This is a genomic window from Spirulina sp. CCY15215 (genome assembly GCF_016888125.1).
In the GTDB taxonomy this organism is placed as follows: domain Bacteria; phylum Cyanobacteriota; class Cyanobacteriia; order Cyanobacteriales; family Spirulinaceae; genus CCY15215.
Genome location: NZ_JACSWA010000599.1, coordinates 47,526 through 61,975, shown reverse-complemented (window position 1 = coordinate 61,975; position 14,450 = coordinate 47,526). Strand labels below are relative to the sequence as shown.

The window sequence follows — 14,450 nt, the reverse complement described above, 5'->3', positions numbered from 1 at the left end:
GAGCGTTTATGTGTGGAATTGCAGGGTACTCTGGTACTCGAGAAATCTCCCCTTCCCAAATCCAAAACTGCTTGGAGTTGATGAAACGCAGAGGACCCGACAGTTCTAATTTTCGTCATTGGCGTAATCAAAGCGATCGCAATATCTATTTTCTACATACTCGACTCAGTATTATTGATTTAGACGAACGTGCCGATCAACCTTTCAAAGTGGGTTCAAAATGGACGATATTTAATGGGGAATTATACAATTACTTAGAAGTACGATCGAGATTAAAACAATCTGGAAACCAGTTTAAAACTAAATCTGATACCGAAGTTCTCCTACAAGGAATTGATTCTTTTGGCTGGCAAGCGCTCAATCAATACGAAGGAATGTGGGCATTTGCCGTTTATGATGAACTTGATGGTTCTTTAACCTTATGTCGCGATCGCTTTGGTGAAAAACCACTTTATATTTATCAAGAGAGTTCGGGATTGTATTTTGCGTCAGAAATTAAGTTCTTACAAGCATTGGTAGGAAAGCGGTTTGCAATTGATGAAAATCATCTCTGCCGCTATATAATTAATGGTTACAAGGCGCTTTACAAGAAACCTCACAGCTTTTTTGAAAATGTATCGGAAGTTCCCTCTGCATCCTTAATGCAGGTCTCTGCTGAAGGAGATATCTCTACCAAGCGTTATTGGCAGCCGTGCTTTACTCCCGACAATCGCATGACCTATGAAAATGCCGTTGCAGAAGCACGAGAACACCTGATAGAAGCTGTTAAAATTCGTTTGCGGGCAGATGTTCCGATTGCCTTTTGTATGAGCGGTGGAGTCGATTCTAACACCTTAATTTCTATTGCCAAGCGGCTTTTTAATTATGACGTGCGAGGATTCACTATTGTTAATACAGATGCTCGTTACGAAGAACAAGATTTAGTCGATTATGCCGTGGCGGAATTAGGAATTAAACACACTTCAATTCCGATTGAAACCCATAACTTTTTAGCTAAACTGAGAGAACTGATTCGCTATCACGATGCCCCAGTTTATACAATTACTTATTATGCTCATTGGTTGCTCATGGAAAATGTGAGCGATCGCGGCTATCGTATCGCTGTTAGTGGAACCGCCGCCGACGAACTATTTACAGGATACTACGATCATCATTTAGCCTATTTATATGAAATCCGTAATGAATTGGAACTATACGAAACTTCTTTAAAAGCGTGGAAAACACATATCTTACCAATCGTTCGTAACCCTTATTTGAAAAATCCCAATCTTTTTGTAGAAAACTCAGAATTTCGCGATCATATTTTTCTTAATGCCGAACAGTTTTCTAACTACTTTTACGAACCTTGGCAAGAAGCATTCACTGAAACAAAATATACAGATAGTATATTGAGAAATCGCACGCTGAACGAGCTTTTTCACGAAGCGACCCCGGCTATTTTACATGAAGACGATCTCAATGCCATGTATTTTTCAATTGAAAACCGATCGCCCTTCTTGGATCGCTCCCTCTTTGAATTTTGTCACCGCATTCCCTGTCGGCATTTGATGCAAGATGGACGCACAAAAGCTATTCTAAGAGATGCAATGAGAGGTATTGTTCCCGATAAAATTCTAACCAGTCGTCGGAAGGTGGGTTTTAATGCCCCTATTTTTGATTTTTTAGACTTAAAAAATCCTGAAGTTACAGATTATTTACTCGATCGCAGCCCAATTTTTGAGCGAGTTCGTCGCGATAAAATCGAACAACTCCTTTCTAAATCTCAACTGCCCAATAGTGAGAGTAAATTTTTGTTTTATTTCCTCAACAGCAAGATATTTTTAGAGGAGTTTGCTGAATGAGATATTGTCAAAGTTGTATCTTACCCGATACGCGACCGAATTTAACCCTTAATGATGCGGGAATTTGTAATGCGTGCGAGGCACATTCAAGCAAGCAAGATATTGATTGGCAAGCCAGAGAATTAGCTTTTCGTGTTGTTGTCAAACGCGCAAAATCTCGCAGTCAAGGCTATGATTGTTTGATTCCCGTGAGTGGAGGGAAAGATAGCACGTGGCAAGTCATAAAATGTTTAGAATACGGACTCAATCCTTTGGCAGTTACGTGGAAAACTCCTGCAAGAACGGTAATCGGCCAACGTAATCTAGATAATTTGGTGAGTTTGGGAGTGGATCATATTGATTACCAGATTAATCCGAAAGTTGAAAGAAAATTTCTTTATCAATCCTTTAAACGCTTTGGTTCTACAGCAATTCCAATGCACATGGCATTATTTAATCTCCCTTTAAAAATTGCCGCTAAGTTTTTGATTCCTTTGATTATTTGGGGAGAAAATTCTGCCTTTGAATATGGAGGAACGGAAGAAGAAAGAACGGGATTTAAACTCGATCGTGCTTGGTTAACAAAATACGGCGTTACCCACGGAACGACGGCTGAAGATTGGATTAGTGCCGAGCTTTCTCGTAAGGAGCTTGCTCCTTATTTCGGGGTCAGTTCGGAGGAATTAGAGCGTCAGGGAGTTCTCGCTATCTTTTTAGGATACTATTTTCCTTGGGATGTAGAAACTAGCTTGAAAGTCGCCAAGGCACACGGCTTTCAGGAGCGTCCTGAAGGAGCAAAAACCGGCTACTATAACTATGCTGATATTGATGATGATTTTATCTCCATCCATCACTGGTTAAAATGGTATAAATTCGGTTTTACCCGATTATACGATAATTTATCTTTAGAAATTCGTAATAGACGCATGACCAGAGAAGAAGCGATCGCAATTGTCAAAGAAAGAGGAGATGAAACCCCCGATGAAGATATTGCTAAATTTTGTCAATTCTTGGGAATTTCTCTGGCGCATTTTTTTGAAATCGCTGAAACATTCCGCAATCTGGAAATTTGGAGTTACAAAGAGGGAAAATGGATGCTTGAAGATTTTTTGATTTCCGATTGGAGGTGGACGTGAAATTTACCCCTATCGATCCTCCCAGAGTGTTTGAAGTAGGATTTGGGGAAATTATTCCCATGAAAGACTGCGCTCGAGTAGCACTCGATCCAGATGAGCAAGTCACCTTTGTGACCGAATCTGGAGGAGAATACGATCTCGCGAGAAAATCTTGGGGATTTTATGCTACTCCTTCTCTCAATGGTCGGTTAGAAAAGTTTAACTTGCGAGGAGTTTTGGTCAAAAATAGGCTCGATCGCTACTTTGTTTTGTTAGTCGAACGTGGAAAAGAAGACCTCTTTCAACGCTATCTTGAAATCGAAAGTTTAGCGATCGTTTGTTGGTTGGACAATACGGATCGCTTAAAGCAACTTGAAGAATCTTTAAATGAACGATAATCTAAAAAAGACTCCTCTAAACTGCCCTTGCAGAGGTCAATACTTGACCCGAGTTTTCTATTACGACGTGCCACCAGAAGGAGAAACGCGCTTTACTCTAACTGCGGGCGATCGCTACTATCGTGAAATATGGCAGTGTCAAATTTGTCATCATTTTATTTCTCTGACCGATCTCGACTTAAGCAATCTCTATCAAGAAAATTATGTCAGTTCGACCTACGGAGAAAAAGGCATTAAAGAAACTTTTGAGCGTATTATCTCTTTACCTCCCGAACAATCTGACAATATAGGTCGAGTTCAATGTATAGTTGACTTTGCTACCCAATATTTTCCAGCTTCTACTTTTTTTGAAAATTTCACTCCTCGCATTTTAGATGTGGGTTCGGGTTTGGGAGTATTCCCCTATCAGATTGCTCGTCATGGATGGAATGTAACCGCTCTCGATCCCGATCCTCGCTTTGTTGCTCATATTACTGATGCGATCGGTGTTAAAGCAGTTTGTGGTGATTTTTTAGAACTGGAGGAAAATTTAGGAGAATTTGATATTATTACTTTTAACAAAGTACTCGAACACGTTGAAAATCCGGTAGAAATGCTTTCGATAAGCCGTCAATACCTCCGAAAAAGAGGCTCTGTTTATATAGAATTACCTGATGCTGAAATGGCGATGCTAGAAGGGAAAGATAGAGAGGAATTTTTTATCGAACACTTTCATATTTTTAGCATGGCATCTATTTCCTTGCTGGCTACTCGTTCTGGTTTTACACCTATTGCGATCGAACGGCTGCAAGAACCGAGTACGAAATATACTCTAAGAGCATTTTTGAAAATCGATAGTGACTTATGAAACAGTGGATTCGGAAAACTAATCTTGGCAGCTTTCCCGTGTCAAAGCGGCAGGAAGTTTGGGAATATCAAGAGGACAAAAAGTTGCTCACTTCTTTTCCACTTGAAATTACTCTTGGTAAACCTATAGATATCCTGAAATTAAAAAGAGCGTCACTTGAGGAAATCCGCGAGTATGCAAAATTTCTTCAAAGTACAGCTAATAAACTTTATACTTCCAACCAAGATTGCTTCTCCGTCCAAAACTGCCCCTGCTGTCAGGCCTCAACCCATGATGCAGTTCAAGAATTTTGTGTATTTGGAATATTTTACTATCGCTGTCAAACTTGCGGCCATGTTTTTGTCCGAGATCGCCCTCCTACGGCAACTCTTAATGAAGTCTTTGCAGAATCAGAAGAATATTCTACCCCCTATATCGATCGCGCATCTTTAGAAATTCGTCTCGAACAGGTGATTCAACCGAAAGTAGATTGGTTGCTGGAAACTTATGAGAATTATTGGCATCGTTCTGCAACTTCAGTTTTAGATGTAGGAGCAGGAGGCGGCCATTTTGTGGAAGGAAGCCGACGCAAAGGCCTTCAAGCAAAGGGGTATGAATTGAGCAAAACCTCTCGACGTTTTGCTTGGGAGACATTTGGAATCGAACTGTGCGGGGATGATTTTTTAGAGGAGAAAACAACAACAACGGAAAGCGATTTAACGAATATCATTACCTTCTGGGGGCTTTTAGAATACACCCCCGAACCGCGAAAGTTTCTTAATACCGCTCGCGAAAGATTGAGCGTTGATGGGGGCTTGTTAGTGGTTGAAGTGCCAAGATACGAATGTTGGGGAAGTGCAATTCAAAAAGAGCGTCCCAGCACGATTGCTCGTCATCTCGATCCCACCAGCCACGTCAATTGTTTTAGCGATGCGTCTCTGGCTACTGCCTTATTTGAATGCGGTTTTCAACCGATAGCGGCTTGGTATTTTGGGATGGATGCTTACGAACTTTTGGTTCAAATGTCTCTCGATCGAGATGATGCCAACCTACTCGATACTTGGGCAGATTCTATTCCCGCTTTACAATCTTGTTTGGATCGGAATTTACTTTGCGATGATATTATAGTTGCGGCAATTCCTATCTCTTGATAAAGCAGCGAAGAGAATGCGAAATAAACCCCTATTTATAACTGGAATTGCACGAGGTGGCACTAATCTGATCGGTCGTTTGCTGGATGCTCATCCGGAGATTACGATCGCGATCGATCCCTATTTTCCTCTCTTCCGCTCATTGCGAAATGCAATAATTTTCAGTCGAATTCAAAATACACCTAGCTCTACTTTTAAGGCGAATTTACCTTTTCAAGACTACTACTTTAGTAATGAACGCCTCCAATGGATGAATGCAATTCAAGCAAGTCAATTGCATCTCGCTTACAATCGCAGTGAGGATTGCCAACTCCACGAAATGTTGGTAAATCGTACTCATTTTGAATGTCCCGATTTGATTCCATACCTTCGATATTTAAGTGGAGATACTTATCAAGACTTGTTTGACGGAGGATTGAAAGCAATTATTGAAGCTAGAGACGCGAGAACAAGCCAATGGATTGGCTTAAAAGAGGTATGGATTATTGAATTCTTTACAATTCTGGCTAGAGCTTATCCCGAAGCCAAATTTATTATTATCATTCGCGATCCTCGTGCTGTCGCTGCTTCTATATTAGGATTTCGCAATATCGATCCGTCTCAAGTTGCCCATACCTTATCTTTTTTGCGTCACTGGCGTAAATCGGTTGCCTTTGCTTGGTACTATCAAACCCAAAGCGCGATCGCCGATCGCTTTTATGTTACAACCTACGAGCAATTGGTGAAAACTCCAGAAAAAACCGCCCGAGATCTGTGCGATTTTCTCAATCTCGACTACGATCGCAGAATACTCGATACCGAACGATACTTTGATTTTGCCCGAGGAAAAGTTTGGCAGGGAAATAGCACCTTTGTGGAAAAAATAGCAGGAATCGATTCTGAAGGTGCAGAACGTTGGAGAAATAAACTAGATCCTATCGTTACTCGTGTTGTTGAATTTATCTGCGGTGCAGAAATGAAAAAGTTGGGATATAACTTAGAAGTATTGGGTGAAGATTCTTGGCCGGACTCGAGTATTTTAGAATATTTCATCAGCAATAATTTTCAAGAATGTAGCTGGCGCAGTGACTTTGGCGATCTTCAGCAAGACTATGGATTCGAGTTGTTTCGCCGTTCGTTGCTAGATTTGCCCGAAGTTCCCCAAGATCGATCCTTGATTCGGCGATCGTTTCTTTTTGAAGCTGTTTATCGGAAATTACGAGAGTGAAATAATGAATTTAAAACAAACTCAGATTCCAGACTTTTTATCTCTAACCAAGGATTTATGTAAATTTGCGACAGGAGTTGTGGCTTCTGAAAATGCCTCTTTATTCGATCGCCTCAAACAAGAATTACCTTTTAAAATCTATAGCTATGCTTCAGGGGAAACTTATAATGGCTGGCTCGTTCCCCAACAATGGTCAGTAGAAAAAGCTCTGATTTATCGAGACAATAAGATTGTCTTTGATGGAAAATCTCATACATTAGGAGTCGGACGATATTCTAAATCTTTTCAAGGGGAATTGGATTGGGAAGACTTAAAAACCCATTTAGTCACTAATCCTGAATTGCCATCTGGTTATATGTTTCATTGTATGTGGCAGTATCGGCCATGGGCAGCAGATTGGGCAATGTGCATCCCTTATGAAATCTATCAAACCCTTGAACCCGGAAGTTATCGCGTCGATCTGGTAACGCGCTACGAACCGGGAGAAATGCTGGTGGGAGAATACGAAATCAAAGGACGCTCCGATCGCACTATCGTCCTGCAAAATAACACTTGCCATCCCCATCAAGCCAACGATGGCTTTGCGGCTACAGCAATCTTGATTCGATTGTTTCAATGGCTAAAAAAGCAAGATAATTATTATAGTTATCGTCTGATTCTCTGTCCCGAACATTTGGGTACAGTATTTTATTTACGCGATCGCTCCCAAACTGACTTAGAACATCTTGTCTGCGGAATTTTTACGGAAATGCCCGGAACCCCCGGACCCATTCGCGTCACCTCAACCTTTTTAGGAAATTTACCTCTTGATCGCGCCTTTCGTAATGCTCTACGCCATCATAGCAACAGCTACAATCTCGTTCCTTGGCGGCGAGGAGCCGGCAATGATGAAACGGTCTGGGAAGCCCCCGGTTACGAAGTCCCATTTGTTGAGATGACTCGCTGTTTGGACTCCGATTATCCCTACCCCGAATATCACTCCAGCTTGGATAATCCCGATTTAATGGACAAAGATTTACTGGCTGAATACTATCAGGTTTTACAGCGAACAATTGAGATTCTGGAACGCAATGTCCATTTATATCGGCATTTTAACGGATTGATCTGCTTGTCCAATCCCGAATACGATCTCTACTTCGAGCGTTACGATCCCACAGTAGACAAGGAACTCGTCGACGATGCTGATAAATGGGGACACCTACTCGATTCTCTATTCCGCTATTTTGACGGAACGATGTCAATTCTTGACATTGCTGAAAAACACGATCTCCCTTTCGATCGCCTCTATCGCTACCTCTTGCGATTTCAAGAAAAAGGCTTGATTTCTCTAGAATTTGACCCGATTTCGCGCATCCCAATTTCTCAACCAAGCGATCGTTCTATCCTTTAATTTCCCTCAATCAATGGAGAAACTCGCCCTGTTGGGAGGAAAACCTGTTTTACCCCAGCCTTTACCGCCTTATCGTTCGCTTGGCGATGCCGAAGTCAAGGCCGTGGCTGAAGTGATGCGATCGGGTTGCTTGTCTGGATTTTACGGCAGTTGGGGAGCAGAATTTTTTGGCGGCCCTTGCGTCCAAACCCTAGAACAATCTTGGCAAGAGAGATTCCAAGTTCCCCACGCGATTTCAGTCAACTCCGCCACTTCCGGACTCTATGCTGCCATGGGGGCGATTGGGTTGAGTCCAGGAGAAGAAGTGATTCTTCCCCCCTATACAATGTCTGCAACCGCTATGGCTCCTTTGTTGTATGGCGGAATCCCCGTCTTTGCCGATATCGATCGCGAAACTTTTTGTTTGGATCCAGAGGCAGTTTGCCAGGCTATAACCCCGAAAACTCGTGCTATCTTAGCCGTTAATTTGTTCGGCCATCCCGCCCCTTTAACTCAGTTGAAGGCGATCGCCGAAAAGAATAACCTTTATCTTATTGAAGATAATGCTCAAAGCCCCCTAGCAGAAGAAAATCAATGCTATGCCGGAACAATCGGTGATATTAGTATTTTTAGCTTGAACTATCACAAGCACATTCATACTGGAGAAGGAGGAATATGCGTTACTCGGGACGATCGCCTCGCACAACGATTGCAACTCATTCGCAATCATGGTGAAAATGCAGTAGAAGCACTAAAACTCGACGATTTGACCAATTTAATCGGTTTCAATTACCGGATGACCGAAATGAGTGCGGCAGTGGGAATCGAACAAATCAAACAAATTGATGCTCATGTCAAGAGGCGAGAGCGCTTGGGACAGAATTTAAGTGCTGGGATTGCCGATCTCGATGGCTTGACTCCTCCTCTCGTCCGCCCTAACTGCCGTCACGTTTACTATGTCTGGGCAATGCGTTTTGATGAAAAGATTGTCGAGATTAGCCGTCAGAAATTCAGCCAAGCTCTAAGTGCCGAAGGATTTCCTCACTTTATAGGTTACGTGCGTCCTCTATACTTCTTGCCCATTTTCCAAAAACGGATTGCGATTGGCGATCGCGGTTTTCCTTTTACGTTAAGCGATCGTCACTACCATCGAGGATTATGTCCTGTCACTGAAAAGATGTACGAACAAGAACTTTTAGGTTTTGAACCTTGCGCCTATGCGATCGATGATGAAACTTGCGATCGCCTGATTGAAGCCCTTCGCAAGGTCTACCACCAACGCCATCTCTTAATCGAATCAACTCGCGATAGCCTCTAAGATGTCTCGTATTATTGCCAGTATCGAAGCGCGAATGTCTTCCTCTCGTTTGCCCGGTAAGGTTCTGGCAGATATTGGCGGTCAACCCGCTCTAACTCGTTTATTGCGTCGCTTGCGACAGGCTCAAAGCCTGAATGGGATTATTCTAGCGACTTCAACCAATCCTGCCGACGATCCGCTAGAACAATGGGGAGCAGAACAAAATCTTCCGGTTTATCGCGGCAGCGAAGAGGATGTTCTCGCTAGAGTTGTGGGCGCTCAAAGGCAAATGAACTCCGATATTGTGGTCGAAATTACTGGCGATAGCATTCTCCTCGATCCGGAAATTATTGATTGGGGAGTGACAACATTTTTGGAAAATGAGTGCGACGTGGTAGCTAATGTGAAAAAATTGTCTTTTCCGATGGGGATCGACGTGCAAGTTTATCGGTTATCTGACTTAGAGGAGATATCCAAAACCATCACCGATTCAGCAGTACGCGAGCACGTTTCGCTCTATTTCTACGAACATCCCGAACGATATCGTATCTTTCATCTGTTTGCACCTTCTCCCTGGCACGCTCCCGATTACCGATTCCAACTCGATTATCCAGAAGATCTTCATTTCATCAGAGAAATCTATCGGCTACTAGAACCTCAATATGGAGATCGATTTGGCGTAGGGAAAATTATCTCGTTGTTGCACAAAAATCCCAGTCTGCTCGATATCAATCGCCAGTGTATCGAGAAACCCGCTAGAGAGAGAGAAAAGTCAACGTGAACGTCCCGATTTGGAAAACCGCTTTAATCGGCTTCGGTAAGATTGGAGCGGGGTATGCTGACGATCCCCTGATGGCTCGTTACTATCCCTATGCAACCCACGCCCAAGTTCTCCAAGATTGCCCGAACTTTGATTGGACGGCAGTTGTCGATCCTTCGCCCTCCCAGCGAGAACTCGCCCGCCAAAGATGGCAAATTGAAGGTGTTTTTCCCAGCATTGAGGAACTGATTCAACGCGATCGCCCCGAAGTTGCCATTATTGCCACGCCACCGGATGCGAGAGGTGAAATTATCGAAAAATTGCCAGATCTGCTCGGGATTGTCGTGGAAAAACCTCTGGGTTTAACCTTAGAGGCAGGAGAAAAATTTTTAGAGCAATGTCGCGAAAGAAATATATTAGTCCAAGTCAATCTTTGGCGGCGAGGGGATAAAACCTTTTACCAACTAGCAGAAGGAAAACTAAGCGAACTCATGGGTCGCCTACAAGGGGGTTTTGGCGTTTACGGCAATGGTTTTTACAATAATGGCACTCATGTTATTGATTTTATCCGGATGTTATTTGGGGAAATTGCGAGAGTCCGTGCTAATGGCAATTGGAAACCCGATCGGCGGCTCCCGATCGCAGGAGATGCTAACGTCCCATTTACAATCTGGTTGAATGATGGGGTCTCTCTTGATTTTTGCCCCCTTGATTTCCAACATTACCGAGAAATTGGGTTTGATTTTTGGGGCGATCGCGGTCGTTTGAGTATTTTGAACGAAGGATTGAATCTGTTCTTTTACCCTCTATCGGGCAATCGTGCCATCAGAAACGCGGGAGAAATTGCCCACGATCGCCCTCGGAAGATTGAATCCACTGTCGGTCAAGCGTTGTATCGAATGTATGAGAATTTAGCCGCCGCTCTCAGTGAAAGAGTACCATTGTATTCTTCAGGAGAATCTGCTTTGCAAACCGCAAAAGTTGTCGAAGCGGTTGTACGATCGGCAAAGACCAATGGCAGTGTTGTTGAAATGAGTTCGTTCTAATTGATGCCTCAATCTATCGATCTGCTCATCTACGTTGAAGACCCAGGGGCGGCAAACTATATTGCTCCTCTGATGGAAAGATTTCTCTTGGAGAAATGGCAGGTGCAATTATTTGTTGGCGGCACGGCTGGTTCATACTTGCGCGGGAGAAGCCTTGCCCCTGCGCCCATCCCTCCCAACCTCAACCCGAGAGAACTGTTAATCACGTTTGCTCCTCGACTGCTGGTGGTGGGTACGGCTGAAAATCGCGATACTCTAGGATTATTATTGGTGAGTGCCGCTCGGGAGCTTGGAATCAAAAGTCTTGGGGTTGTCGATGCCCCTAGCAATGCAGCAGAACGCTTTCGCGGACGCAGCGATCGCCCTTTGACCCATGTTCCAGATTACCTACTCGTACCCGATGAAGCAACGCGCCAAGCCTACATTGCTTTGGGATATTCAAGCACCCAGGCAGTTGTTTGCGGTCATCCTTATTACGATACTGTTCGCCAAACGAGAATTCATCTTGATAGTGTTGGCCGATCCGTTTTGAGAGCGAGTATCTTCCCTGAAGTTCCTACTCGTCAACCCATTGTCGTATTTGTTGCTGAGGTCTCTCGAGGGCTTAAGGATGAGCAATATCGGAGATCTGCCGAATATACCCTAATAGGAGATGGAAAACAGAATAAAAGAACGGAAATTGTACTCGAAGAATTTTTGCGAGGGAGCGATCGCCTCATTCCTCATCCCTATCGAGTTTTACGCCTGCATCCCAAAAACACTCGCCAAGAACTTGCTTTCTACTTAGAGCGCTTCGATTGTATTAGCGAGGGTGGCTCTCCCTTAGAACTGATTTACACAGCCGATCTTGTTGTTGGCATGACTTCGAGTTTACTTCTCGAAGCCACCTTATTAGGGCGACCAACGGTAGCAATTCTGCCTCGAAGCAGCGAAAAAGAATGGTGTGCGGTAACAGCATCGGGAACGATTCCCGTTCTCACTCGCAGGGCAGAGATCGTTCCCACTCTGACGCGATTATTATCTTCAGATAACCTAGAAAAGGAGGCAATTGGACTCCCCCAGAACTGTTGCGATCGCACCATCAATTGGCTGAAACAACGACTCAGTTCTCTTGTCTCTGCACCGTTCCCTATTGTTTATGGCTGAATCCAAAATTCTCGAAACCGAACGCTTGCAACTCATACCATTTAGTCAACAATATTGTACCCCTCGCTATGTTGATTGGCTCAACGATCCAATTGTTATGCGTTACAGCGAACAACGCCATGTCAATCATTCTCTTGAATCTTGCCAAAATTACTATAGGTCTTTTATCGGAACTCCTCATTATTTTTGGGCAATCGTCAGTCGCGATCGCGAATTAGGACATATCGGCAATGCCAATGCCTATATCGATACCCACAACAAAATTGCCGATATTGGGATTATGATTGGCGAAAAAAACCTTTGGGGACAGGGTTACGGGCTCGAAGTCTGGAAGATTCTCTGTAGCTACTTGCTCGATCGCTTAAAACTTCGTAAGGTAACAGCAGGTGCGATCGCCTCCAATATTCCCATGCTTTCTCTGATGAAAAAAGCAGGAATGGTTGAAGAAGGTCGTCGCTTGCGTCACTATCTTTGGGAAGAACAAGAAGTTGATATCGTTTACATGGCTCTATTTAATGGGTAGGAACAAAGAAGTATGAAATTTTGCCAAAAATGCGCCGAACCCGATACAAGACCCGATTGTATTTTTGATGAAGAAGGAATTTGCTTGCCCTGTCGTTATGCCGAAACCATAGACGAGATCGATTGGGCAAGTCGCCGCCAAGAAATTGCCGAAATTGCCGAATGGGGCAAACAGCATAGTAAATCTGGCTACGATTGTATTATTGGTGTTAGTGGCGGGAAAGATAGCCATCGCCAATCTTTATATGCTCGCGACGAACTGGGACTCAAACCTTTACTCGTCTCCTGTGCTTATCCTCCCGATCAACAAACAGAACGAGGTGCCGCTAATCTTGCCAATCTCGTTGATCTCGGATTCGATACGATTGTAGTCGGTCCGGCCCCAAAAAATTGGAAAGCCTTGATGAGACATGGTTTTTTGAAATTTGGCAATTGGTGTAAATCTACAGAGTTAGCGTTGTATGCTTCTGTCCCACGCATTGCAGTTGCTTATAACATTCCCCTAATTTTTCTCGGAGAGAACCCGGCACTCAGCTGGGGAAGTGCGGGAGGCTCGTTAGATGGCAATGCCAATCGCATGAAATATAACAATACCTTGAAAGGAGGTGATATCAAACCGCTTTTAGAAGCACAAGGCATTGAGGAAAAAGATTTGTATTGGTATCGGTATCCCTCTGATGAAGAGATGGAGCGAACAAATTTAAGATTAGTTTATTTGGGCTACTATATACGGGATTTTAATGATTATGTTAACTCCCGAATTGCAATCGAACATGGCATGCAAATACGAGAAGGGCAAGATGCGATTCCCGAAGATATGGGACAAATTAATAATTTTGATGCCTTAGACGATGATTTTATTCATGTCAACCAGATGCTCAAATACTTTAAATTTGGATTTGGTAAAGTCACCGAACAAGTCAGTGGTGCTATTCGTAATGGAATGATGACAAGAGAGGAAGGACTCGAACTGGTCAGAAAGTATGACGGAAAATGTGCAGATCGCTATATCAAAGCCTTTTGCAACTACATTGAAGTCAGTGAAGACTTGTTTTGGGAGGTCACTGAATCCTATCGCAATCTCGATCTTTGGGAAAGAGATGATTTAGGAAATTGGCAGTTAAAATATAAAATTCAATGAAAATTGGAAGAAATTGGAACCGTGACTCAGAAAAAAGTTCTTATAATAGATTATGGGATGGGCAACTTACAATCGGTCAAAAATGCCCTAGAATTTCTTGGTTATTCGGCAACTGTGTCCGATTGCCAAGACGACATTCCTCACTTTGATGCTTATATTTTACCAGGGGTAGGGGCTTTTGGCGAAGCGATGGAAAACTTGCGCCAGCGCGATCTTATCGATATTCTCAGCGAGGGTGTCCTCCATGAGAAAAAACCCTTTTTAGGTATTTGTTTGGGAATGCAATTACTTGCTGAAAGTTCCGTAGAAATGTGCTATTCTGAGGGATTAAATTGGATTCCGGGTCATGTTATCAAGATAGAAGTTGAAGAAGGAATTCGCTTACCCCATGTCGGTTGGAATGCGATCGAGATTGTTAAACCAGTTCCTTTGTTTAATCGTATTGATTCTTACAGCAGCTATTATTTCGATCATAGCTACCAGCTTATTTGTGACAATCGCTATGTTATAGCTAAATGTCAATATGGAAGAGAAATCATTTCAGCCATTCAATGCGATAATATTTTTGCTACTCAATTTCACCCAGAAAAAAGTCAAGTAAAAGGATTAAGATTACTCCGTAATTTTCTCAACTATGTTGAATCTTCTTAAG

Annotated in this window: 14 protein-coding genes; all 14 read left to right on the top strand. The window is 43.1% G+C overall.

From position 1 onward, the window contains the following. The first annotated feature begins 8 nt into the window (after positions 1-8). The 14 genes from asnB to hisH are packed head-to-tail and all read left to right on the top strand — an operon-like array spanning position 9 to position 14,449. Positions 9-1,841 (top strand): asparagine synthase (glutamine-hydrolyzing), encoded by a 1,833-nt coding sequence (asnB, locus tag JUI58_RS28195; RefSeq protein WP_204106216.1) that lies wholly within the window; start codon positions 9-11, stop codon positions 1,839-1,841. Next, entirely contained in the window at positions 1,838-2,956 is a 1,119-nt protein-coding gene (locus tag JUI58_RS28190; protein WP_204106215.1) for an N-acetyl sugar amidotransferase, read from the top strand. Before asnB ends, JUI58_RS28190 begins: the two co-directional genes overlap by 4 nt. Further along, positions 2,953-3,333 carry a hypothetical protein gene (locus JUI58_RS28185; RefSeq protein WP_204106214.1) on the top strand — a complete coding sequence of 127 codons (381 nt, stop codon included), beginning with the start codon at positions 2,953-2,955 and terminating at the stop codon, positions 3,331-3,333. The genes JUI58_RS28190 and JUI58_RS28185 overlap by 4 nt, the downstream gene beginning before the upstream one ends. Beyond that, on the top strand, positions 3,323-4,180 hold the full coding sequence (locus JUI58_RS28180; protein ID WP_204106213.1) for a class I SAM-dependent methyltransferase: 858 nt from the start codon (positions 3,323-3,325) through the stop codon (positions 4,178-4,180). The genes JUI58_RS28185 and JUI58_RS28180 overlap by 11 nt, the downstream gene beginning before the upstream one ends. Further along, positions 4,177-5,310: a methyltransferase domain-containing protein gene (locus tag JUI58_RS28175; RefSeq protein ID WP_204106212.1), complete on the top strand. Its 1,134-nt coding sequence runs from the start codon at positions 4,177-4,179 to the stop codon at positions 5,308-5,310. The genes JUI58_RS28180 and JUI58_RS28175 overlap by 4 nt, the downstream gene beginning before the upstream one ends. A 16-nt stretch (positions 5,311-5,326) precedes the next feature. Further along, positions 5,327-6,517 (top strand): sulfotransferase, encoded by a 1,191-nt coding sequence (locus tag JUI58_RS28170; protein WP_204106211.1) that lies wholly within the window; start codon positions 5,327-5,329, stop codon positions 6,515-6,517. A 4-nt stretch (positions 6,518-6,521) separates the two neighbouring features. Continuing rightward, positions 6,522-7,907, top strand: coding sequence for a DUF4910 domain-containing protein (locus JUI58_RS28165; protein WP_204106210.1), 1,386 nt, complete (start codon positions 6,522-6,524; stop codon positions 7,905-7,907). Between the two features lie 13 nt (positions 7,908-7,920). Then, positions 7,921-9,204: a DegT/DnrJ/EryC1/StrS family aminotransferase gene (locus JUI58_RS28160; RefSeq protein ID WP_204106209.1), complete on the top strand. Its 1,284-nt coding sequence runs from the start codon at positions 7,921-7,923 to the stop codon at positions 9,202-9,204. Between the two features lies 1 nt (position 9,205). Then, positions 9,206-9,964, top strand: a complete 759-nt coding sequence (locus JUI58_RS28155; RefSeq protein WP_204106208.1) for a glycosyltransferase family protein — start codon at positions 9,206-9,208, stop codon at positions 9,962-9,964. After that, the gene (locus JUI58_RS28150) at positions 9,961-10,989 is read left to right on the top strand and encodes a Gfo/Idh/MocA family oxidoreductase (RefSeq protein ID WP_204106207.1); all 1,029 of its coding nucleotides are present in this window, start codon (positions 9,961-9,963) and stop codon (positions 10,987-10,989) included. Before JUI58_RS28155 ends, JUI58_RS28150 begins: the two co-directional genes overlap by 4 nt. A 3-nt stretch (positions 10,990-10,992) precedes the next feature. Further along, positions 10,993-12,135, top strand: coding sequence for a hypothetical protein (locus JUI58_RS28145; RefSeq protein WP_204106206.1), 1,143 nt, complete (start codon positions 10,993-10,995; stop codon positions 12,133-12,135). Further along, positions 12,128-12,658 (top strand): GNAT family N-acetyltransferase, encoded by a 531-nt coding sequence (locus JUI58_RS28140; protein WP_204106205.1) that lies wholly within the window; start codon positions 12,128-12,130, stop codon positions 12,656-12,658. The genes JUI58_RS28145 and JUI58_RS28140 overlap by 8 nt, the downstream gene beginning before the upstream one ends. Before the next feature lie 12 nt (positions 12,659-12,670). Beyond that, positions 12,671-13,798, top strand: coding sequence for an N-acetyl sugar amidotransferase (locus tag JUI58_RS28135; protein ID WP_204106204.1), 1,128 nt, complete (start codon positions 12,671-12,673; stop codon positions 13,796-13,798). A 21-nt stretch (positions 13,799-13,819) separates the two neighbouring features. Further along, positions 13,820-14,449, top strand: coding sequence for an imidazole glycerol phosphate synthase subunit HisH (gene hisH, locus JUI58_RS28130; protein WP_204106203.1), 630 nt, complete (start codon positions 13,820-13,822; stop codon positions 14,447-14,449). The last annotated feature ends 1 nt before the right edge of the window (position 14,450 follow it).

Bases quoted from the DNA above. Each gene is read 5' to 3' on its own strand.
- asnB (WP_204106216.1), top strand. From the start codon at position 9: ATGTGTGGAATTGCAGGGTACTCTGGTACTCGAGAAATCTCCCCTTCC.
- JUI58_RS28190 (WP_204106215.1), top strand. From the start codon at position 1,838: ATGAGATATTGTCAAAGTTGTATCTTACCCGATACGCGACCGAATTTA.
- JUI58_RS28180 (WP_204106213.1), top strand. From the start codon at position 3,323: ATGAACGATAATCTAAAAAAGACTCCTCTAAACTGCCCTTGCAGAGGT.
- JUI58_RS28175 (WP_204106212.1), top strand. From the start codon at position 4,177: ATGAAACAGTGGATTCGGAAAACTAATCTTGGCAGCTTTCCCGTGTCA.
- JUI58_RS28170 (WP_204106211.1), top strand. From the start codon at position 5,327: ATGCGAAATAAACCCCTATTTATAACTGGAATTGCACGAGGTGGCACT.
- JUI58_RS28165 (WP_204106210.1), top strand. From the start codon at position 6,522: ATGAATTTAAAACAAACTCAGATTCCAGACTTTTTATCTCTAACCAAG.
- JUI58_RS28160 (WP_204106209.1), top strand. From the start codon at position 7,921: ATGGAGAAACTCGCCCTGTTGGGAGGAAAACCTGTTTTACCCCAGCCT.
- JUI58_RS28155 (WP_204106208.1), top strand. From the start codon at position 9,206: ATGTCTCGTATTATTGCCAGTATCGAAGCGCGAATGTCTTCCTCTCGT.
- JUI58_RS28145 (WP_204106206.1), top strand. From the start codon at position 10,993: ATGCCTCAATCTATCGATCTGCTCATCTACGTTGAAGACCCAGGGGCG.
- JUI58_RS28140 (WP_204106205.1), top strand. From the start codon at position 12,128: ATGGCTGAATCCAAAATTCTCGAAACCGAACGCTTGCAACTCATACCA.
- JUI58_RS28135 (WP_204106204.1), top strand. From the start codon at position 12,671: ATGAAATTTTGCCAAAAATGCGCCGAACCCGATACAAGACCCGATTGT.